This window comes from Microbacterium sp. CFBP9034 (assembly GCF_034045255.1).
Lineage (GTDB): Bacteria > Actinomycetota > Actinomycetes > Actinomycetales > Microbacteriaceae > Microbacterium.
Genome location: NZ_JAXCWC010000001.1, coordinates 1 through 21988, shown reverse-complemented (window position 1 = coordinate 21988; position 21988 = coordinate 1). Strand labels below are relative to the sequence as shown.

General features: G+C 68.8%; 14 protein-coding genes and 1 tRNA gene. 11 read left to right on the top strand and 4 right to left on the bottom strand.

Features of this window, described 5'->3' with window-relative positions; translation table 11 throughout:
* The first annotated feature begins 176 nt into the window (after window positions 1–176).
* The 3 genes from SOM19_RS00075 to SOM19_RS00065 all read left to right on the top strand — a co-directional run bounded on the left by SOM19_RS00075 (window position 177) and on the right by SOM19_RS00065 (window position 10862).
* The gene (locus SOM19_RS00075) at window positions 177–7025 is read left to right on the top strand and encodes a DUF6603 domain-containing protein (protein ID WP_320484517.1); all 6849 of its coding nucleotides are present in this window, start codon (window positions 177–179) and stop codon (window positions 7023–7025) included.
* Window positions 7025–10717: a hypothetical protein gene (locus tag SOM19_RS00070; protein ID WP_320484516.1), complete on the top strand. Its 3693-nt coding sequence runs from the start codon at window positions 7025–7027 to the stop codon at window positions 10715–10717. The genes SOM19_RS00075 and SOM19_RS00070 overlap by 1 nt, the downstream gene beginning before the upstream one ends.
* Window positions 10718–10771: 54 nt before the next feature.
* Window positions 10772–10862: transfer RNA gene (locus SOM19_RS00065), tRNA-Ser, on the top strand.
* Window positions 10863–11445: 583 nt separating this feature from the next.
* Here SOM19_RS00065 and SOM19_RS00060 read toward each other — a convergent pair.
* Together SOM19_RS00060 and SOM19_RS00055 are read right to left on the bottom strand one after the other, a co-directional pair.
* Entirely contained in the window at window positions 11446–12576 is a 1131-nt protein-coding gene (locus SOM19_RS00060; protein WP_320484515.1) for a site-specific integrase, read from the bottom strand.
* The gene (locus tag SOM19_RS00055; protein ID WP_320484514.1) at window positions 12569–13159 is read right to left on the bottom strand and encodes a hypothetical protein; all 591 of its coding nucleotides are present in this window, start codon (window positions 13157–13159) and stop codon (window positions 12569–12571) included. The genes SOM19_RS00060 and SOM19_RS00055 overlap by 8 nt, the downstream gene beginning before the upstream one ends.
* Window positions 13160–13284: 125 nt before the next feature.
* On the opposite strand from SOM19_RS00055, the gene SOM19_RS00050 reads away from it, so the two are divergent.
* The 5 genes from SOM19_RS00050 (at window position 13285) to SOM19_RS00030 (ending at window position 15576) form a co-directional block, all read left to right on the top strand.
* Window positions 13285–13533 (top strand): helix-turn-helix transcriptional regulator, encoded by a 249-nt coding sequence (locus tag SOM19_RS00050; RefSeq protein WP_320484513.1) that lies wholly within the window; start codon window positions 13285–13287, stop codon window positions 13531–13533.
* Complete coding sequence (locus SOM19_RS00045) at window positions 13530–13784, top strand: glutaredoxin family protein (protein ID WP_320484512.1); 255 nt, start codon at window positions 13530–13532, stop codon at window positions 13782–13784. Before SOM19_RS00050 ends, SOM19_RS00045 begins: the two co-directional genes overlap by 4 nt.
* Window positions 13781–14686, top strand: coding sequence for a hypothetical protein (locus SOM19_RS00040; protein WP_320484511.1), 906 nt, complete (start codon window positions 13781–13783; stop codon window positions 14684–14686). Before SOM19_RS00045 ends, SOM19_RS00040 begins: the two co-directional genes overlap by 4 nt.
* Window positions 14683–14961, top strand: a complete 279-nt coding sequence (locus SOM19_RS00035) for a hypothetical protein (protein WP_320484510.1) — start codon at window positions 14683–14685, stop codon at window positions 14959–14961. The genes SOM19_RS00040 and SOM19_RS00035 overlap by 4 nt, the downstream gene beginning before the upstream one ends.
* A gap of 396 nt (window positions 14962–15357) precedes the next feature.
* Window positions 15358–15576, top strand: coding sequence for a hypothetical protein (locus SOM19_RS00030; protein WP_320484509.1), 219 nt, complete (start codon window positions 15358–15360; stop codon window positions 15574–15576).
* A gap of 60 nt (window positions 15577–15636) precedes the next feature.
* On the opposite strand, the gene SOM19_RS00025 is transcribed toward SOM19_RS00030, so the two are convergent.
* Together SOM19_RS00025 and SOM19_RS00020 are read right to left on the bottom strand one after the other, a co-directional pair.
* Window positions 15637–16638, bottom strand: a complete 1002-nt coding sequence (locus SOM19_RS00025) for a zeta toxin family protein (RefSeq protein WP_320486628.1) — start codon at window positions 16636–16638, stop codon at window positions 15637–15639.
* Window positions 16638–16898, bottom strand: coding sequence for a hypothetical protein (locus SOM19_RS00020; RefSeq protein WP_320484508.1), 261 nt, complete (start codon window positions 16896–16898; stop codon window positions 16638–16640). Before SOM19_RS00020 ends, SOM19_RS00025 begins: the two co-directional genes overlap by 1 nt.
* Window positions 16899–17133: 235 nt before the next feature.
* Between SOM19_RS00020 and SOM19_RS00015 the strand changes: the two genes are divergently transcribed.
* The 3 genes from SOM19_RS00015 to brxC are packed head-to-tail and all read left to right on the top strand — an operon-like array spanning window position 17134 to window position 21907.
* The gene (locus tag SOM19_RS00015; RefSeq protein ID WP_320484507.1) at window positions 17134–17745 is read left to right on the top strand and encodes a DUF1819 family protein; all 612 of its coding nucleotides are present in this window, start codon (window positions 17134–17136) and stop codon (window positions 17743–17745) included.
* Entirely contained in the window at window positions 17742–18344 is a 603-nt protein-coding gene (locus SOM19_RS00010) for a DUF1788 domain-containing protein (RefSeq protein ID WP_320484506.1), read from the top strand. Before SOM19_RS00015 ends, SOM19_RS00010 begins: the two co-directional genes overlap by 4 nt.
* Before the next feature lie 2 nt (window positions 18345–18346).
* Complete coding sequence (brxC, locus tag SOM19_RS00005; RefSeq protein ID WP_320484505.1) at window positions 18347–21907, top strand: BREX system P-loop protein BrxC; 3561 nt, start codon at window positions 18347–18349, stop codon at window positions 21905–21907.
* The last annotated feature ends 81 nt before the right edge of the window (window positions 21908–21988 follow it).

Here is a 21988-nt window from a genome sequence, read left to right as displayed (position 1 = left end):
CGTCCCCGATGCCGGGAGGAAGATGTGGCACGCATCGCAACGGGGGTTCTGCCGCACGCGCCTGACGAGGGTCGGCGCGTCGGCGTCGGGGTTGCGACCGTTCCACGGAAGTTCCACACATCGGGCGAGCCTGCGGGCGTCGTCCATCGGTGATTCCATCCTGCGGAAGGGGCGCCATGAGCCTCTGGGACACCCTGTCCGATTCGGGCGGGGGCGCAGACCGACTGCGCCCGCTGCTCGAGCAGCTGACCGGCCCGATCACCACGTCGACCGACGAGGACGAGTTCGGCACCTGGGATGTCTCGTCCGTGACGCAGAGCGTGACGGCGATCCCCGGGCTCGATCTGGCCACCGGCGGCATGGGCGGGAGCGGGTCGCTGCTGCAGCTGCGCGATCCGAACATCACCGTCGCGGTCGGCGAGCTGCGTGCACCCGCGTCGGGCTGGCGAGTCGTCGTCACCGCCCCGATCGCGGCGATCAAGGTGCCTGGGCTGGTGGGCGCCAAGCTCGACGCGCAGGGGCAGCTGATCCCCGACCCGGCGTTCCCCGACGTTTCCTTCGTCGTGCCGCAGTTGCGGGTGCGGGTCATGCAGCTCGCCGGACAGTCCGTCGCCGTGAAGCTGCTGTCGTCGGCGACGAGTTCGGGGGGCGGGACCGAGGACATCTACGAGGGTGTGCGGATGGAGCCGCCGTACGCGCTCGTCGGGGCGGGCTCGACGCTCGGCTTCGCATACCGCACCGCGGTGCTCGACCTCTCGGGCGAGGCTGCGCCCTCCGGCCTGCCGCCGGAGGCACGCGTGCAGCCCGCCGTCTGGCAGGGGCTCTTCCTTCCCGAGGTGCGCCTCTTCGTCTCGCCGTCGGGACTCGAAGGCGTGGCGGTGAGCGCCGGCGTGCGCAATCTCTGGATCGGCGTCGGCGAGCATCAGGGCGTCACCGGGATCTTCGAAGCTGAGGTGGTCAATCGCGGCAGCGCCCCGCGCATCCACGTCAGCTTCCGCGCGGCGAACGGCCGCTACATCGCCGACCCGGGCACCGGCACCGCGATGCTTCCCGAGAGCTCGGAGATCATCGTCGACACGGAAGGGGGGATCGCGCCCGTCGCGACGTCGATCGCCGTCGGTTCCCTCGTCGCCGTCACCGACGACCGTGCGCCGGTCACGACGCCCGCGACCGGGACGATGACGATCACGGTGACGGCGGACGACGGCGGCCCGGCCCCTGCGGTGGTGCGCACCATCACGGTCGCGCGAGACACCGCCGCCACCGGCGGATCGGGCACGGGCGGCTCGACCACCGAGGTCCGACCGACCCGGCGCGGCACGCACGTCATCGTGAAGGACGGCGAGACCGCCACGCACGTGACGGTGCGCCTCGAGCCCCGGCGCAGCGTGGCGTGGACCTGGAGCGGGGGCAGCACGACCGGCGAGACCCTCACGGTGCCGGTCGCCGCGGGCGGGCCGGTGTCGGTGACCGCCACGATTCCCGCCGGGATTGCCCAGACGGCGGGATGCTGGTTCCACTTCGATCGCCCGACGGCCGGCCAGCTCCCGCCGGCGCCTGTCCCCGCTCCTGTCCCCCCGCTCACTCCTGAGCAGCAGTCGCGAGAGGACGCACGGCTGGCGTGGGCCGACAGCAACGCCGACATGCGAGACCGCCCCGCGTCGGGCCGTGCCACCAGCGCGACCGGCGGCTCTTCCTTCGAGACCGCCATGGCCGCCCGCGTGGCGCAGGTCGGCGCAGGCCAGCAGATCACCGTCGACGGCTACGCCTCCCACGAAGACCCCGGCTCCACGGCCCAGGACAGCCACAACCTGGCCCTGTCGCGGCGCCGCATGGAGGCCGCCATCCGCGCGCTGCGCAACGCGGGCTTCACCGATGTGCGGGCAGGCACCCCGCACGGGTCGGGATTCGCGAACTCGACCGCGACGATCCCGGGCCTGATGGACGGCGTCTCGCCCCGGCCCGCGCGCGGCGACGCGTACTGGTGGCTCGCGGTCGCCCGATGGCAGCCCGTACCCGCGGTGGAGGAGATCTGCCGCGCCGATATCACGCGCACCGTTCTGCCGCCGGCGCCGCGCACCGATCCACGGCCACCGCAGGCGCGGCGGCCGGACTGCTTCCGCAAGATCGGGGTGCGCGTCGAGATCGTGCGCGACACCCTCGTCCGAGCCGAGATCTACGGGGAGTTCGATATCGAGACGGCAGCCGAGTCTTCGCTCGCCCGCCGCGGCGAGAGTCCCCTGCGCTCGGGTGCGCGCAACGCCGGCGACGGGATCTGCCTCTTCCTCGTGCGCCTGCGGCTCAGCGAGGACCGCGCGGCGTGGGAGGTCACGGCCGAGTTCCGAGCCGCCGACCAGGACCTGGACGGCCTCGCGATCATGACCGAGGGCGAGGCGAACCCGGACACGCTCAATGTGCTCGGAGCGCTCGCCGTGATGGCGCCGCTCACCGCCAGCGCCGTCGAGCTCTCGCCGGCCGCCGGGGGGATCGTCGCGCTCGGCAGCGTGGCACTCGGCGCGAGCGATGTGCTCCACACCCACGAGCTGATGCTCCGGGGCGGCGAGCTCGTCGTGTCGAGCGGCGTCCTCGGCCCCGATGGGATCACCGCGGCATCCGATCGCGGCGTGCAGATCAGCATCCTGCTCGATCTCGAGATCGCCTTCAGCTTCGACGTCGAGCTCGTGCGCGTCGATCCGGCGAAGCCCATCAAGGCCCGCTACAAGGCCATCGGCGTGCGGTCCGAGTGGGGGACGGGCGCGACGCCCCTGGAGTACGTGCCGCTGCCCGTCTTCGACCCGAGCCGCGGCTATTCGCTGGACGTGCCCGCAGGGGCTCTCACCGCCACCCCGCCGCTCGACGAGATCCTGCGCATCCTCGGCTTCCGGGTGAGCCGGGACAACCCGACCTATCTCGAAGTGGAGGTCGGGCTGGGCGTCGACCTCGGGATCGTCAATGTCGACGCCGTGCGCGTGCGCGTGCGCCTGGACGGCCCTCCCCTCGATCTGCAGATCACGAAGCTGCGCGCGAGCATCGAGATCCCAGGCACGCTCCACGGATCCGGATCGCTGGAGTTCACCGAGTTCGGGTTCCGCGGCGCCTTCGACCTCACGGTCACGCCGGTCAGCATCCGGGTCGCCGCCGTCCTCGCCGTCGAGCGCGACCCCGCCCGGGGCGTGACGGGTGTCCTGGTGGGCGGCCGCGTGGAGTTCCCCGTCCCCATCCTGCTGGGAAGCTCCGGGCTCGGTATCTACGGCTTCATGGGCGGCGTCGGCGTCAACTACCGCCGCGACGAGTCGCCGTTCGCGGGCTCGCTCACCCCCGCGCTGGACTGGGTGATGGCCCAGTACCCGCGCACGGGGCAGGTGATGGCGCCCGAGGGGTGGACCCTCGAACCCGGGGCCTTCGCCTTCGCCGCGGGCATCGCCGTCGGAACGGTCGACGGCGGCTTCACGGTGCATCTCGACGGCATCGTGCTGATCGAGCTGCCGGGCCCGCGGCTGCTGCTCATCATGAAAGCCGACGTGCTGAGCCTGCCGCCGGCCTTCGGCAGCAACCAGACGGCGACCTTCCTCGCTGTGCTCGACATCGACTTCGCGGCGGGCAAGATCCTCATCGGCATCGTGGCCGCGTACGAGATCGAGAGCATCCTGACCGTGCGCGTGCCCGTCACCGCGAGCTTCGAGACCGCGAACCCCGAGAACTGGTTCGTCGACCTCGGCCGGTTCGACCCGGCCGAGCGGGTCACCGTCACGGTGCTCGACGTCATCCGCGGCAGCGGCTATCTCATGGTGCACGGCAACGGGATCACGCTGGCGACGCAGCCGGTGCTCTCCGTGCCGTCGGGCTTCGCGGTGGCGACGGGCTTCCACCTGCAGGCAGTTCTCATGGGCAGCAAGTCCGTCGGCCTCTACCTCGAGGTCGCGGCGGGCTTCGACGCCATCCTCGGGCTCGATCCGTTCTATCTCGCCGGAATCATCTACGTACGGGGCGAGCTGCGCCTGTGGATCGTCGGCATCTCGGCGAGCGCGAAGCTGGAGGTGCAGGTCGGCACGCGTGAGAACCCCGACGGGACGATCACGCAGGAGCCGTACGTGCACGGCGAGGTGTGCGGCAGCGTCGACTTCTTCTTCTTCTCCGTCAAGGGATGCGTGAGCCTCACGATCGGCGCCCCGCCGACTCCCACGCCGCAGCCGCGAGATCTCGTCGCGGGGGTCTCGCTCATCGCGCGGACACCGGCCAAGGTCGAGGGGACGGGCGCCGGGGAGGTCATCGACGGCAAGCTCGGCGACGCCGCGCGCTCGGGGACGAGCGAGCCGGTGCCGGTCGTGCCGATCGACGCCATCCCCCTCATTGGGTTCCACACCGCACCCCAGATGAACGGCGGCCCGGGCGGCGCCGACGTCGAGATCCTCGGCGCGCCCCCGGTGAACCTGCCTGCGGGCGGGCCGAACTTCTGGACCCGTGTCGGTGACCGCTGGTGGCGCTACCGGGTGAACGCGATCGTCCTGACCGGCGGCGTCGGGCCCGGCGATGCCCCGAGCACGTGGATCAAGCCGCTCGCCGCGACCGGTCCCCACGCCGGGCCGACGCTGGCCCTGCTGGACTGGCTGCCGACCGCCACGCCCACCGCTGTCCCGTACGGCGAGAACCTCGTCGAGACCGTCCGCCATCAGTGGGGCAGCGTCTGCTCGCAGGGCGCGCCGCCGGCCGGCGTGCTGTGGACCTTCCACGACAGCCCCGACGGGCCGAGCGACGACGGTTGGCGCCTGACGGGCGTCGCCTGGCCGGACCCGCCGGGCACCGTGCGAACGCAGGCCGCGCAACTCGGTGTGCGCGTGATCGAGCTGTGGCGCATCCGTCCCCGCATCGATCTCGTGCAGGGCACGGCACCGGCCGTCGTCATCGGCGACCAGGTCCTGTGCTTCGATTCGAGCGCCGACCCCGTCGACCCGCGGGATCCGTTCGGCCGCTGGGATGGACTGCCGCCGACGACGTTCAGCGCGGGCGCGTTCACGAGCGGCGTCTCGCTCGCAGAAGCGACGGAGTACATAGTCGACGGCGGATCGCTGCACGACCTCGCTGCCGTGGCCCAGCGCAGCGGCTGGGAGGCCGAGGCGTCCGAGGCGCTCGAAGACGGTCGCCGGGTGATCGACCGCCGTGGACGCACGCGGAAGAGCGGATGCCGCGGCGCAGTGCTGCGCTCGCCGTACCGCGATCTCGACGAGCCGGCCCCGTGGGGCACGGAAGACGAGCGGCACCTCGTCAAGGCTGCCTGGGAGGAGACCGGGTTCCGTCCGCACGAGCTCGGCGACGCGGTCGCGTTCGTGCGGGACGACGACACGTTCGTCGCATTCGCCGTGCTGCTCCTCGTCGACGAGCGCGGACTCATCGAGGGCGTCGTCATCCGCTGCGAGGCGGCCGACGGCACGGCGCTGGACGAGCGTCCGGTCGACGGATCCGACATGCTCGGCGGCGCGCACCGGCTGCCCGACGAGTGGGTCGAGCCGGGCGGGCCCTGGGCGGATCCGGTGTGGCGCGCGGGCGTGATCGCCGGACGGCTGCGCAACAGCGGCCACCTGCTGCTGCCGGCGTTCGTGCCTCTCAAGTGGGTGCCCGACGGCACATCGCGCATCGTCATCGGGCGTCGCCGCGACGGCGGACGGGAGCAGTTCGGCGACCCGTTCGTCGTGGTCGCGGCCACGGGGGCATTCGCCAGCGAGCGCGAGCGCTACGAGTGGGACGAGCTGACCATCGACCGTGATCGGGCCGCGCTGTCGAACGCGCTGTCGAAGGGCGCGGACGACGTCGCGCTCCTCCACCCCGACACCGACTACAGCCTCGCGGTCACGTGGGAGGCGACGAGCAAGGCCGGCGAACCGCAGCCCGCGGCAGGCGACGACGGCGACGGCTGGAACCCGGTCGGAACCCCGCAGACGTTCGCGTTCCACACGGCCGACACCGCTCCGATCGATCTCGATCCGTGGATCACGAGCACCTCGCCCAGCATGGACGAGGTCGGCGTCTTCACGCGCGAGAAGGTGCGCATCGTCTTCGCGACGCAGCGCGTCACGGGCCTCTTCGACGCCTACGGTCGCGAGTTGCGAGTGACGGTGCGCGCGGCATCCGGCGATCATCCCGCCCCTCCCGGCGGCGGTTCGCCGGCGGACGGCGTGATCCTCCCGATCGATGCCGACGGCGTCCTCGCGACTCTGGAGAGCGCGGACGGAGTGCTCAAGCCGTGGCACACCGCGGTGCTCGAGGTGATCGGCGAGGAGGGGCTCGCCTGCGTGAACGTCGACGTGGACGCCACCGACGTGTACACGACGACCCTCGAGTACGACTTCGAGCCGCTGACCGATTACCTGGTCGACGTGCACAGCGTGGCGAAGGGAACGGGAGCGGATCCGATCCTCGTGCACCGCGTCGGCTTCACCACCTCGCGGTTCCGCGACACGGCGCACCTGGCATCCCTCACGTCCGGGGCCACCGTGGAGCACCGCGCGGTCGCCGACTTCACGGCGATCACCGCGCTCGCCGATCAGCCCACGGGAGCGGCGGTCGACGATGCGCTGCAGCGGGCGGGGCTCGACGTCGAGCCGGTGCCGGACTGGCCGCGCACGCGCGTGCTCTGGAGCACCGACGCCGTGCCGCAGCCGCTCGCCGTCGTCATCGAAGGGAGCGAGCCGCTGTGGCGCACCCGCACCGTCCCCACCTGGGTGCCCGCCCCGCCCGACGCGCCGGATCCGAGCCACGGGTACTGGGCCGGACGACCGGGTGAATGGCTCGTGCTGCGCGCCGACGCGACGCCGCCCGTCGCGGGGGACCTGACTCGAGCGACGGTGCAGCGGATCATCCGCGGGCCCGGGGGCACGCGGGCCATCGCGATCCTCGGGCCGTCCTCCCGCGGCCGCGAGGCGCGCTTCGCCCTGGTGCACCGCGACGTGATGCCGACGACCACGACGGAGACCGCCACGACAGCCGTCCGCATCGATCTGCAGCGGGCGCCCTGGGAGGTGGAGGACTGATGGCACGCATCGCCGATCCGTTCCGCATGAGGGCTCAGGCCGTCGAGATCGACTGGACCCGCGTCGCGCGGGAGCGCGAGCAGCTGCTCGGCGAGAGGGTCGACTGGGAGCGGCTCAAGCGCCGGTGGGGCGACGTGCGTGTGGTGTGGGCCTGCTCGGCAGAGCTCGGCGTGCCGCACGGGCCCTTCATGGTCTGGCGGCGCCCGGTGTCGCAGCGACGCAAGCCCGAGCCGGTGGACGCCGAGGTCACCGGCGCGGCGGACGGGCTGCGGCTGACCTGGGGAGGCGTGGATGCGGGGCGCGTCGTCGTGCACTGCCTGCCGTCCGATCCTGCCCAGCCGGTCGGGCTCTTCCTCTACCGCGTCGGCGAGGACGGACTGGTCGGCAGTGTCGGGGCGGGAGCAGTGCGCGTCGCAGCTGGAGCGACCGCGCAGCTCGACGTGCGCACCGGCGGCGCGACGTGGGCGGTGCTCGTCAACGGCCACTCCCCGTCCGTCGCGATCACCACGCTCCACGACATCGTCAACGCCGACGACTGGGAGCCGCTCGAGCTCGTCGGCCTTCCCGTCGACGGGCCTCTCGGCGACTACGACACGAGCGACCAAGGACGCGTCGACGCGCCGGAGCGGCCGTTCGACGCCGCGATCCGGCGGCTCATGCGCGGGGCGCCGCCTCTCGGGTGGGACGGACTCACGCCCGCCGGCGTGCAGGCGCCGCCGTGGGAGGAGCCCGACCCGCCGTCACTCGTCGAAGAGGTGCGCAAGTTCGTGTTCCCCGCGGTCGAGGCCCTCTACGACCCCGGACTGCCTGAGTTCGGCCAGATGCAGGCGCAGGCCTGGACCCCGACCACGGCGCCGCACGTGGATGAGACGTCCACCTCGTCACTCGACGCGAACGCCGATGTGCGTCCCTGGGCCGTGCTCGGCCTGACGGCGCAGGTCGATCCCTTCCTCAACCTGGCGACGGGATTCGGCTCGGTGTACACCGTCGAGCCCTTCGGCGACGACAACGAGATCGCCATCGGTGGGGATGAGCTGCTCATCACGGCGAAGTACGCGAATGTGCTCGCGCCGGGGGAGCAGGTCATCGAGGGGCAGCCGCTCCCCGGCGGCATGGGCTCGGCGGAGTTCGCCGCCTACGCGCCGCGCGGTGCCCGGCTGACGCAGGTGCCGGCGCCGGCACAGCTCACCGCGGCGCGCGCCGGTCTTGTCGAACCCCGGCAGCCCGACGAGGCGTGGGGTGAGAGCATCCGGCTCTCGTACCGACGCGCTCTGGCGTCGGCCATGCTCGGCACGCCCACCCAGCAGGCGGCGATCGTCTCCGACGCGGGGGCGCCCACCGCCGAGGCCATCATCGAACGGCGCGACCCGCAGGGCGGGCGGACGGTCGCCATCTCCCCGGACGCACCGAAGGGCGAGCCGGGATTCGATCGATCGTCGCTCATGCACGCGCCCGCGGTCATCCCGCTGGGAAGCGGCGGCCGCGCGGTGCGCTACGGACTGGCGGTCGCCGACGTGTTCGGCGTGTGGTCGCCCTGGCGCGATGTCGCACACACGGGCGGCGAGCCCGCACCGGAGCTGCCGGCGATCGTGACGGCGAAGCTCGACACCCGCTACGCCGGCTCCACCGCGGCGCCGACCACGCTCGAGGTGGACATCGCGACGGAGTGGACGCAACGGCGCCCGTCCAGGATCGATGTGCGCGTCGTCTTCCATCCGCTCGCGCCGCCGCCCGCCACTCCTCCCGTCCTGGCCCCGACGGGCCCGGCACCGGCCGGTGGCTTCGTTCGCGACCTCGCGATCACGTTCGCGGGCGACACGCCGACCGGCGTCGGGTGCACCGTCGTCGAGCTCAACGAGGAGGGAACTGCGCCGCTCGGCGGCGCCCCGCGCGGCTCAGGCGCCCGCCGGTACCGCCTCACCGCCACGGTGCCGACGCTCGACTTCGCCACGGTCCGCCGCTGGGGCGCGGCGCTGTGGACGCGCCGCCATCTCTTGGTTGGGCCCACTCCCACGCCCTTCGGTGCCCGCACCGACGTCCAGGCGGCCAGCCCCGTGCCGGTGCATCCGCTGCCACCGCCGCTCCTGCCTGACGTGCCGCTCGCCAGCCTGCCGGACGCCTCGGGATGCTCGCACGCCTCGGTCTCGTGGAGCCTCCCTGCCGGCGCCGACGCGCGCACCGCCGTGGTGTGGGAGTGCGCCGAGACCGCGCTGCGCCAGACCGCCGGCCTCGAGCCGCAGGCGGACCCGACCGACAGTCCCTCGGAGAGGCTCGTCGCCGCGCGGGCGGCCTACGACGCGCTCACGCCCGACCGCCAGCGCGGCGCCTTCCGCCGGATCGCTGAAGTGGACGCCGCCCACCGGACGACCGACGTGACCCTGCCCCGTGGCTCGACCGATATCCACTTCTTCGCCGTCACCATCGTCTCGTCGACCGCGATCGAGTCGCCGTGGCCGCAAGGCACCGGCGGCACTCAGCCGCACGAGCACCTGCGAGCGGTCATCGCGCCCCGCCTGAGCAGGCCCGAGCCGCCGGTCGTGCGGTCGTCGCCCGTCGCGACGGGTGGGGGCGTCCAGACGCTCCTCCGGCTCGAAGCCGCCAGCTCGCTCCCGGTCGAGGCCTTCCGGCTGCTCCGGACGCGCAGCGATCGCGCCGCCCTGCGTGCCGACACGATGGGACCGCCGTTCGACGAGGTCGTCGCCCAGGTGAAGCTCGACGGCGCGACGCCGGTGCGCGACGCCGTCACCGGGCACCTCGTGTACGAGGCGCAGTGGCAGGGCGCGCTGCCTCCCGCATGGACGCCGTGGCTCGTCCGCGCGGTCGCCGTACCGCAGGCCGTCGAGCCGCAGCGTGCGGTGCGCGGGCTCCACTCGTCGGCCTCGGACGTCGTGTCGGTGCTCGCCGCCCCCGACACTCCACCCGTCCTGGAAGACCTCGTGCCGGCCGAGACGGATGCCGCTCACACCGGGCTCGTCGTCCGCACGGCGACCACGGCGCCCGTCGCCGCGGGCGCTCTGGGCGAGCACATGATTCGCGCCCGCATCAGCGGCGCAGGCCCCTCCCCGATCGACATTGGGCCGGTGTCGCTCGCCTCCCTCGCGGAGACGCCGCTCACCACCCCGCCTGGCGGCTCGGCCGTGATCGAGCGCGGGGTGCGGTCGGCCGGCCGGTCGCCGCTTGCGCTGTGGTTCACCAGAGCGGATGCCGCGGCATCCGTCACCGTCGACCTCACGATCACCGATCCCCGGGGCCGCACGACCACGCGCTCCACCACCATCCCCGGTTGGACCCCTCCGCCCCCACCGCCGGCAGCTACGCTCGACCTGCTCGGGATCACGCCACGGACGCTCGCCGGGGTCGTGGTCGTCGTCGCCACCGACGCCGCGCTGGACCAGCCCTACCGCCTGCGCGTGACGGGTGCGCGAGGACGGGGTCGGGGCCCGTTCCGTCTGCCGCGGCCGGTCTTCCCGCCGCTGCGCGGGCTCCGCGCCGAGGTCGATCTCGCCGCTGTGCCGACGGCGCCTCGCCCGCCGCTGGTGGAGGGGACGATCTCGTTCCGCCGTGTGCGGCGCCCGGGCCGGTTCACCGGATCCACCGTGGAGATCGGTGTGCCGCTCGGGGCGCCGGTGTCGGTCGTGGTCACACTCATCGCCCCCGACGGCGCTGAGGTGTCGGTCACCGCGGAGGCGTAGGACGCCGACCCGCCCGATTCGCGGGTTGGCGCGTCGTACCGTAAACTCTTCCGCGGTGACGTGTCCGAGCGGCCGAAGGTGCAACTCTCGAAAAGTTGTGTAGGGTAACCCCCTACCGTGGGTTCAAATCCCACCGTCACCGCCAGCCTGGAAGCCCCGAGATCCCTTGAAAACACTGGGATCGCGGGGCTTTCGCTTTGGCCGAAGATGCAGCTTGACAAGATTCTGACAAGATGCGCTGCGCCAACCTCCTCGGTCCCAATCGAGTCGCGGCTCCTCCTGCGGATTGCCTCAGCCGCGCCGGCCCAGGCCGGGGAGACCCCCGCTCACAATCGTGGCACCGCGTGTGCCGTAAATCCGTCGATCGTCGGGCTTCTTTTCCTCGCGCTCAAGTTCCCCGTGTTTCCAATCAGCCGCATACTCCTGTGCGGCGACGAGTTCGGCGTTGGAGGCCTTGGACCCTTTGCGGTTCCCGCTGGCACCCCTGCGCTTCTTCGAGGGGGCCACGCACGGCTTGTTGCGAGTTGTGACGTGACTCGGAACCTTTCCATCGCGACCCACGGGTTGGATCTCGCCACATCGATCGCACTTGAGCGTCTTTGTCGCCACAGGGTCCCCTAATCCCGGTACCTTGCACCGGTGCCATGATGCGTAGCGCCGCCGAAATCCAGCGGCGGGCATGCCTGCAGAGTAGCGTGGTCGCACTCCGTTCGTGGCAACTGCAAATATCAGTTCGGAATGCTGCCGCGGCGGTCTTGCTCGCCTACGACGATGACGGGTGCGCCCCGCCGCGCGCGGCTCAGCGCGTCGGCGACGTAGTCGAGGTCGTCGTCGAAGAGGTCGGCGTAGGTGTCGAGGGTCATCGCGGCAGAGGCGTGGCCGAGCATCCGCTGCACGGCCTTGACATTTGCTCCGGCGCTGATGGCGAGGCTTGCTGCCGTATGGCGCAGATCGTGCGGCGTCACAGCCGGGAACGTCGAGTCCTTCGCTCGGGCTCGCTTGACCGCCTTGGCGAACCAGCCGTCTTGCGAGTTCGGCAGTCGAAGGTGATTGGTGCCGTCGCCAAACAGGAGTTGATTCTGCCCGCGGTCGTGAGCGAGCAGCTGCAGTTCGCCGCCGAGGAAGTCCGGATAGGGGACAGATCGCGTCACATGTGTCTTCGGTGTTCCGGTATGCACCTTGCCGTTGACCATGACGGCGTTCTCCTGCACGTGCACCCGACGACGCGAGAAGTCGACGTCGGTGATGCGGAGTGCCGTGGCTTCACCCCAGCGCAGGCCCGTGTAGGCGAGGAAGTACACCACCTCGGGATAGCTCGCCTCCGCCGCGAGCTGGTCAACCTGGGCATGCGTCAGGTACACGCGCCGCTTCGGTCGTTTGCGGGGGAGCTTGATGCCGCGGGCTGGATTCTCGGGGATGCGGCGGTCGCGGACGGCGATGTCGAGGATCGAGGCCAGGATGCCGTACGCGCGGATCACGGTCGTCGCACCTCGAGCGCCGGAGAGCTCAGTCACCCACGCGCGCACGTCGCTGTAGCGAATGGCGCCGATGGGGACCCTCCCCCACCTCGGCGCGACATGGACTCTCCATGCCGACTCAAGCGGATGTAGCGACGAGGGCTTCAGCACTGCGGCCTGGTCCTGCAACCACACCTCCGCGAGCGTTGCCACGGTGGCCCTCGAGTCGACCGGATCGATGTACTGGTTCCGGGAGATCGCCACTGACACCGTGGCAGCGAACTCTTCCGCCTCTCGTTTGGTCCGGAACCCGCGCTTCGAGGTCTGCCTGCGATCGGGCTTGTAGTAGTTGACGTAGTACCGCCGGCCCTTGGCCGTCTGGTAAGTGTGAACGCTAGCCACCGGCCGGTCGACCGGCGTTGTAGTTCATCCCCGCAAGGCGCCCGGCTGCCCGTGCTGCGATGATCCACGACGACGCCGTCCGGTGTGGAACCCCGAGCTCGGCCTGGATGAGCTTCGCCGGCGGCAGCCCCGCGAGCGCCGCAGAGCCGTAGAGCAACTCGATGACCTGCAACCGTGCCTCGCTGGATCCGCGGCGCACGACCTCCGCGGCGAGCTGGGGTGGCAGGATCCGTCCCTGCGAAGTGGTCAGTTCGTCGACCGAGATCCAGCGCGCGAGCGGATCGGACTCGTCGTCGAGTGTCAGGAAGATGCAGCGCGGCGCTGCCGACTGCACGATCGCCTGCATCCCGACCTTGGCCACCGTCGGGTAGTTGAGCTCCACGTCGTCGCCAATGACGGTGTTGGTGACGCCCTTGATGACGTAGCGGCCCTCGCTAGCAACGTACTGAGCGGTCACGGCTGTCGAGACCCCGAGATGCGCATCGATGGTCGTGGCGATGAACGCCGGGGCTATGCGCAGCGCGGACCCGACCGGCTGCGTCGCATCCGGCGATGCGACGGGTGTGCCTTCGAGAGTTGTCACGTCGACCTTCACCCCCTCAGTCTGTCTAACCGCGCGGCGCTTTGGCATTCACCTCTTGCGCAGAGTAGCACATAGTGGTTCACTCATGTCAAACAAAGTGGATCATGCGCAACTGGAGGTGAATGATGGTCACGATCATGCAGGTGCGTTCGGACGATCCCGAGCACACCTTCCTCACACCGCAAGAACTCGCCGACCTATTGCCGGGCATCCCGCTCAGTCGTCTGGGTTCGTGGCGGCGCACGGGCGACGGTCCGCAGTACCTGAAGTTCGGTCGCACCGTCGTCTACAAGCTCTCGGACGTCGACGCGTGGATGGAGGCGCAGACGCACCGGAGCACCGGCGACACTCTCCCGCGAGGGCTTCGGCGATGATCACGGTCTACACGACCGGGTCGGCGTGCGTGCAGTGCGCGATGACGAAGCGGGTTCTGGATGCTGCCGGCATCCCCCACTCGGATGTCGATCTCGCCGACCCTGCGAACTCCGCCGCCCGCGACTACGTAACAGACGACCTCGGCTATTCGCAGGCGCCGGTCGTGGTCGTCGACGATCACCACCACTGGTCGGGGTTCCAGCCGCTCAAGATCAAGGAACTTGCTGAGCGGATCGGGAGTGAGCAATGAGCGCCACGGCGTCGGACGATCCCGACGACCGCCTTGCGCGGGAAGCCGAGGACGTGCGCCTGCAGATCGCACACGCCCATGCGCTCCTCTATGACCGCGACAAGCACTTCCGCGAATCGCGGCGCCAGTACCAGCGCGACTACTACGCGCAGCACCGTGAAGAGCAGCTCGAGTATCAGCGGCAGTATCGAGAGGCCCAACGCGCGAAGGACCCCGACGCGTATCGCGAAGGCAAGCGCGCCCGAACGCAGCGGTGGCGCGACAAGCATCGCGACGAAGTGAACGCCCGCCTCCGCGAGAAGTACCGCGCCGATCCCGAGAAGCACCGCCAAAGGCGGCGTGAGGTGTACGCCCAGAACCCAGAGGAGCAGCGTGCGCGTCGACGCGCCTACTACGCGGCGAACAAGGAGAAGCAGCTCGCGGCACAGCAGCGCTGGAGGGATCGCGAGAAGCGCCGCATCGCTGCCGGTCTCCCGGTACGCCGAGTCCACCGCGTCGCCAGAGATGAGCGTTTCGCCAACCTGGCCGCCGCCGACGAGTTCTTCGAACGGGAGTGGACGGATGCCGAACTCAAGGTCGCGCTCCGCTCAATCGCGACGCCGCCTGAGCTCTGGGCCGAGTGGAAGCGCGACTGCCTGAAGGCGCGCGCCGCGCACCACCTTGCCACGCAGAAGGAAGAACTTGCACGACTTGAGAAGGAGCTCGCCCGGGTCCGGCCGGGCCCAAAGCCTAAGCCGCGCCCGACGCCCGAAGAGATCGAGAAAGCACGGCTCGATGCGATCGGCCGGCAGATCAACGAGCGGCTCCGTCATCGCGAACCACCGCGACGCCCTCACCATCTCGACCCCGCCGCTCCACACCCGCACCTGATCAAGCAAGACCAGATGGGAATGAACCGATGAACACAGTCTCCGAAGCCCGCACGCCGCTGATCGATCGGTCGCAGACCGAAGCCGTGCTCTACCGGGTCGCGATCTGCGCCCTCACATGGCATCCCCGAAAGGCCGACGCCGATCCCGGCTACCGTGTCGAAGACGACCAGCGCTGGTGTCTCGCACCGCTCGAGGGAGCAGACCCCGGCCTGCCGATCCGCGTCCTCGTAGCCGCGACCATTCACGATCCGTCGCGGTATCGCGCCCAGCTCGTACAGGCACTCAGCGCGCTCGCGGACGAGTAGCGCGATGGCTTGGCGAACGCGATCCGAGCGAGGCGGATGCCGCGACAATGTGAGTCAACACTCCGAAGGCCGAGAGTGTAGCGGTCGTGATCGGCTCCGTTCCGGGCTTTCGCGGCGTATGCTCACTCGCTCCGCTCGCTCCGCTACTCCACGTCCCGGCACTCCGCCGACCCCGACCGCTATGTGCGCCACTGTCGGAGGGATGGTGGAGAGCGAGCTTGGAAGCGGGACTGCCGCCGCTGCAAGCAGGCTGGATGCCGCCGCGAGACTCACACCACCAACCGTCCGCCCCGATCCCGCACCTCCGTCGCAGCGCCCGTCTCCGATCGGCGACGGAGTCGCGATGTCGGCGCCCCGGATCACACTGAAGCCAGGTTCACGAAGGGAGGAGCCGACATGAACGGGCAGATCGGCCTAGGTGTCGCGCTCGGCGTGGTCGCGCTCTGCAGCATTGCCGTCGTCGTGACTCTGCCAGCGATGGCGCTGGCTGCCGGTCGCGCCAACCTTCGTGGCGCCATTCGCTTCGGAGTTGTGACGGGAGTCGCCGCTGCACTCGCGATCCTTGTCGCGGCTATCGTCGGAAGCATGCCTGTCGCGTACTCGACTCTGTTCTAGCGGTCGATGTCGACACGGTTCTCGCAGGCGGCGAGAACACCCGCACGGTGCGGAGAGCGATCAGCGGATCCCGACTTCCGGGCCGGGCGCCGACGGCGTGACGCTCGGGGCGGCGACGTCGATCGGCGTACGCTCCGCCGGAACAGCGCGCCGGAGTGCATCCAACCGGCTCTTCAGGGTCTCCTCCGCCCCCGAGCGGGCGAGAGATTCCGCTGGCAGGGGAAGGCGAGGGATCACGTCCGCAATCGCGATCTCGTGCAGCGCGGCGAGCACCTCCGCGACTTGGGCCGGAAGTCGTCGGGCCTCGAGCGCATAGTCCGTCGATGCGCGCAGCTCTGATAGCCAACGCATCCCTTCCGGTCCCGTCAGGGGCGTGACGTGCTCACGCGCGAGAGCACGACTCGCCCCCTCAAACCCGTCGACCTGGTGCGAGTCGAAAACCCACTCCCCGGAGCGTCCGACAACGGTGAGTCGATCAACGGATGCCTCGCCCTCGAGCTCGGCGACCAGCGCCCGGGTCACTTCAAAGGCCGCATCATGCGCTGCGCGGTCGGAGAAGCGGGTCGCCCTCCCAGCAAGGTCAGCAAGCAGATAGCGGGATGCCTCCGACAGCAGACTGACCGCACGCGGCACGCCAACCACCGCAAGGTGTGCGCGGTATCCCTCCCGCCGGAACAACTCCGCGGTGGCAGACGCGACCTGAGCCGACTGGAACGAGCCCTCGAGCAGGAGCGGCCGGCGGTTGGCCCGCGCGTAGGCCAGACCGTCACGCAGCCACGCAGCGGTTGCCTCCGCGAAGATCTGTGTCGCCTCGTTCGACCGCGACCGCGACAGTTCGATGTAGTGAGGATGAAACGCCCGCAAGCCGTCCGCACTCAGGATCGCGCTGCCTGGATGCTCGGCAAGCAACCCGCGGGCCGCCCGACCCGAGCCGGATCCGGGCTGTCCCACGACGAGCGTGAGCGTTGGGTCGTCGTCGGAAGCCTGCTCCGGAAACACGCTCGGGGCGATCGTTCGCTCGAACACCGTTCGCAGCGCGGCGTCATCCGGCCTGAGCTCCATCACAACGGCAGCCCTGAGTACTCCGCGGCACCGCTCTTCTTGAACCGCTCGAGCAAGGCGTCGAGCGCGGACCGGTCGTAGGCATTCACCTCGAGAAGCGCAATACGGATGGCGGATGCCTCGGCAATCGCGCGCTCGGGAAGGATCGCACCATCATCGGCCAGACGGAGGACCGCCGCGATCGCCGCGTTTGCGGCTTCTCGCACACCGTCGTACGTGACGATGTCGTTCGCCCGCCATGCCGATCGCTCGTCCGCCACTGCGCCTCCGAACGTGAGTCTACTTATGGCGGTCGCTCGAACCCAGAGTGATGGGCGGTCGGCAAGCGGCGGCGCCGATACCCGGCGCGATTGTTCTGTCGAGGCGCCCGCTACGATCGGCTGGGGGAGACGGGGAGGATGGCAGCCGCCGTCCATCCATAATTTGTCGGGCGCGCAGCAATGTCGTTGTTCACCCATAGACTGATCAACTTTCCGACTCGAGGAGGAGGTGGCCGTGAGTGCGACGCGAGACCAGTCACAGCGATACAAGCTGTCGTTCACAACCGGCCGCTTGTTCCTGCAGAATGCTTCGCTCGCCGCTGAAATCTACGGTCGACTTCATGACTGGCGAGAGGTGCGCGAGGCCATCGACTCCGACAACCTGCTCCAGAGCCGCGCATCCCGCAGCGCAACTCGTATGGGCGGGGAGCTGATTCAGAGGCTTCAAGAACTCTCCGACTCGGAAGTCGCGTTGCTCGCGGTCGTTACAGGAGAGGAGCGCGCACATCTCATGTGGGTAGCTGCCTGTCGCCGATACTCACTCATCGGCGAGTTCGCAGAGGAGGTGCTTCGTGAGCGCTTCCTACAGTTGGCTTCGGATGTCCTGCCCGAGCACTTCGACTCGTTCATCCGTGGAAAAGCGCTCTGGCACGACGAACTAAGCGAGGTCACACCGAAGACGATGCAGAAGCTGCGCTCCACGGTCTTCCTGCTGATGCGAGACGCGGGCCTCACCGATGACGGCGGCAGGATCATTCCCACCGTCCTATCGACGCGCGTCCACGATGAGCTTGCGAAGCGGACCCCGAGTGACGTCCGCTTCTTCCCGACAAGGGAGGCGGCATGACGACCCAGCAGGTCTTGGAGCAGGAGCAGCACCTCGTGTCGGTGCTCGGCACTCGGCGGTTCCTGGAGATGGAGGGACTCGGCAACGAAGTGCCGTTCTTCATCTACCCCTACGACCCCGAAGATTCGCTCGCCGTCGCGGCAGCGAAGAAGCGCCTCAAGAACAAGCTGAAGAACGATCACGGCGTCACAGTCCTTGAGATCAACCTCTACGACCTCACGGTCGAGATGCTCCAAGCGCGCGGCGTCTGGGAGCGGCTCCTGAAGCTCGAGGTTCAGCAGGGGAAGGACGCGCTCCTCAAGCCGCTGCAGAACATGCTGGATCCGGGTTCGAAGCTGATCCCGGCGATCAAGGAGCGGCTCGACAGCGCCGCCTACGACATCCTCTTCCTCACAGGCATCGGCGAGGTGTTCCCGTACATCCGCTCGCACAGTGTGCTGAACAACCTGCAGACTGTCGCGACGAGCAAGCCGATGCTCATGTTCTTCCCCGGTGACTACAAGCAATCGGGAACATCCGGCTCATCGCTCGTGCTCTTCGGGCGACTCAAAGACGACAACTACTACCGGGCGTTCGACATCCGGGATCGGGAGGCCTGACGGTGAAGCTCCATGACATCTTCGAGAAGGACATCACTCGTCCGATCGACGGCGTGATCAAGGCCGACGATACGACCCACCTCGGTACGGAGGTCGAGGAGTATGTCCTCACCAAGGAGGCGGAGACGGCACTGTCGAACCTTCTTGAGGAATACACGAACTACACGAACGCGAACGGTGTCTGGATCTCCGGCTTCTTCGGCTCGGGCAAGTCACACCTGCTCAAGATGCTGGCTCACCTGCTCGGGGACGTGGACGGTCAGGACTTCCCGCGCGCACTGGTCGCCGAGAGTTTTAAGTCGAAGACGACCGACAGTTTCCTGAAGGCCTCGCTCAAGAAGTCGGAAGGCACCCCCGCCCGCAGCCTTCTCTTCAACATCGACCAGGTGGCCGACGCGCAAGGAGGCGACAAGTCCGACGCGATTCTGAAGGTCTTCATCAAAGTCTTCAACAACAGTCGCGGCTACTACGGCATGCAGCCGCACGTCGCCCGTTTCGAGCGGGATCTCGACTCCCGCCGGCTCCTCGCGCAGTTCATCGAGACGTATCAGCGGATCGCCGGAATCCCGTGGACTGAGGGTCGCGAGCTCGACGTGCTGGAGGAGCCGAACGTCGCCGCAGCCTACGCCGAGATCGCGGGGGCGGCTGCGGGCGCCCCCGAGAACATTCTCGAGAAGTACCGCGACTCATACCGCGTCGACATCGACGACTTCGCCAAGGAGGTCGTCGGCTGGCTCGACGAGCAGGCGGCCGGCACACGACTCAACTTCTTCGTCGACGAGGTCGGCCAGTTCATCGGCGAAGACGGGAAGATGAAGCTGCAGCTCCAATCCATCGCCGAGACCCTGAACACGAAGGCGAAGGGTCGTGCCTGGGTCTTCGTGACCAGTCAGGAAGCGCTCGATCGGATCGTTGGCGATCAGTCGGCGCAGCAGGCATACGACTTCTCCAAGATCCAGGCGCGGTTCAAGACGCGCGTCAGTCTCTCCAGCGCGGATGTCGAGGAGGTCATCCGCAAGCGCCTCCTGGCGAAGAACGCGGCTGGCGGGGCAGAGCTGAAGTCGATCTATGCCAAGGAGTCCGGCAACTTCAAGACCCTCTTCGACTTCGTCGGTGGACGGACCTATCCGAACTACACGGACGAGGCGCGCTTCGTCTCGACCTACCCCTTAGTGAATTACCAGTTCCCGCTCTTCAGCGCCGCCCTGGTCGGCCTGTCGGAGCACAACGCGTTCACCGGCCGGCATGCCTCGGTCGGTGAACGATCGATGCTCGGCGTCGTGCAGCAGGTCGCGAAGGAGCTGGACGGGGCTGAGGTCGGCCAGATCGCCGCGTTCGACAACCTCTTCGCGGGCATCCGCGACACCGTCCAGGCAGCGACGAAGCGGTCGATTGACGTCGCCGAGAAGAACCTCCCGGATCAGGAGTCGGATGTCACGAAGCTGGCCGTCCGCGTGCTCAAGGCGCTGTTCCTGGTCAAGTACGTTGATGGGTTCCGCGCAACCGCGCGGAACCTGACGGTACTTGTATATGACCGGTTCGGCCGAAACCTGCAGGAGCTCTCGAAGAACGTCGAGGAGGCGCTCGCGCTGCTGGAGACGCAGACCTATGTGCAGCGCAACGGCGACACCTACGAGTACCTGACGAACGAAGAACAGGAGATCGAGAACGAGATCAAGATCGTCGATCTGGACAGTTCCGAGGTTGGCAAGCGGCTCTTCGAGATGCTCTCGCAGGACGTGCTCAAGACCCCGAAGTTTCGGTACAAGACCGGCAAGGGTGATTACCTCGACTACAGCTTTGGCTATCGGATCGACGACGTCAGCTATGGCCCGCAGCACGCGCTGACCGTCCACTTCTTCACACCCGGCTACGCGCACGTTCTGCAGACGATCCGGGCGCACAGCACTGGGCTCGACGAAGTCCGGGTTGTCCTTGACGCGGATGTGGGACTCTTCGGTGATCTGCGGCTCCTGCTAAAGACCGAGAAGTACGTCAAGCAGAAGCAAAATGGGTCGCTCACGGCGGTGCAGCAGCGCCTCCTCGGTGCCAAGGCGCAGCAGAACTTGGAGCGGAAGAAGGAGCTGCTGGAGCGCCTGCGCCGCGCGATCGGCAAGGCATCTCTCATCGTCTACACGGTTGACGTGGAGTCGAGCAGCGAGGTCGCCGACACTCGCGTCTTCGACGGCCTGAGCGTGCTGGTGACGAAGGCATACCCGCAGCTGTCGCTCCTCGGCGGCAAAGTCTACATCGAGTCGGACATCCAGAAGTTCGTTCAGGCGCCCGCAGAGGGTTTAGTCACAGTCGACACTGCGCTGACGGATGCCGCGAGCGAGGTCTACTCGGTCGGTGTCCAGCAGCGAGCCAACATCGGCCAGCAGGTCACTGCCAAGACGATCGTCGACCAGTTCACCGGGAAGCCCTACGGCTGGGACCAAACCTCGACCCTGGTCGTGATCGCCTACCTCTTCGGCGGTTCACGCATCACAATCGAGCACAACGGGAACGTGCTCAAGCGCACCGAGGTGCCGCCGCTGCTCAAGAACACCCAGCAGCTCGTCAACCTCAAGATCGGCGTACAGAAAAGCTATGACGAGAAGAAGGTCACCGCCTTCCGCAAGTTTGTCACCGACTTCTTCGACGAGGGCGTCACGCCGAAGGACCCGCTGGAGCTGGCGCACTTCGGCGCAGACAAGCTGAAGGACCAGCTGGCCAGGCTGAAGGAGGCACGCGCCGCCTACGACTACCCCTTCATCGCGCAGCTCGACCCCTCGATCACCCTGCTGGCGAGCGTCGTCGGAAAGACCGATGAGTGGTACCTGACTGAGTTCGCACAGGCAGACGAACTGGTAGAGGCGAAGGAGACCGTCCTCGACCCGATCCGCGCCTTCCTGAAGGACGATCGAAAGGCGATCTACGACGGAGTCCGGAAGTTCCTCCGAGATGCGAGCGACAACCTCGGCTATCTCCCTAAGGGAGCGGCCGAGCCGGTGCAGGTGCTGCTGGACGATCTCGCCGTGTTCCGGGGCAACCTGATCGTGGATCTTCAGAACGAGGCCGACACGCTGCGGCAGCAGGCCGGTGAGCTTGTCAAAGACGAGCAGGGGAAGGCGGCTGATTCGATCGAGCAACGCCGCATCCAGCTGCAGCGCACAGCCGAGTACAACGAGGCGAACGAAGCCGCGCAGGGCCGGGCGCTCGATCGCGTCGACCGCGCGATCCAGCAGGTGTGGGAAGAGACCAGCATCTCGAAGATCAAGCTTGCCGCCAACAGCTTCGCGACGTCGACGTTCCCATCCCTCGTCGCCGACCTCGCCGCCGCGCGGCCCGTGACCGATCCCGGTGGCGGGGGGCAGTCGGGCTTCGCGAACGAAGGGGAGGGGCCGGTCTCGCCGAAGCCTCCCACTGCTCCCCAACCGAAACCCACCGTGCCCATCTCGCAGGTCGAGGTCGTCGGCGGGAAGTTCGTGCTCACGACCGCTGCGGATGTCGATGAGTACGTCGAAGCGCTCCGCGCTGCGCTCCAGTCCACTATCGCCGAGGGGAAGCGGATCACGCGCTGATGGAGACTGCACCGCTGAAGTCCTTCGCCACGAGGGCGCGCACCGATCTGATGAAGGAGGTTGGCGCGCGGGTCACTGTCG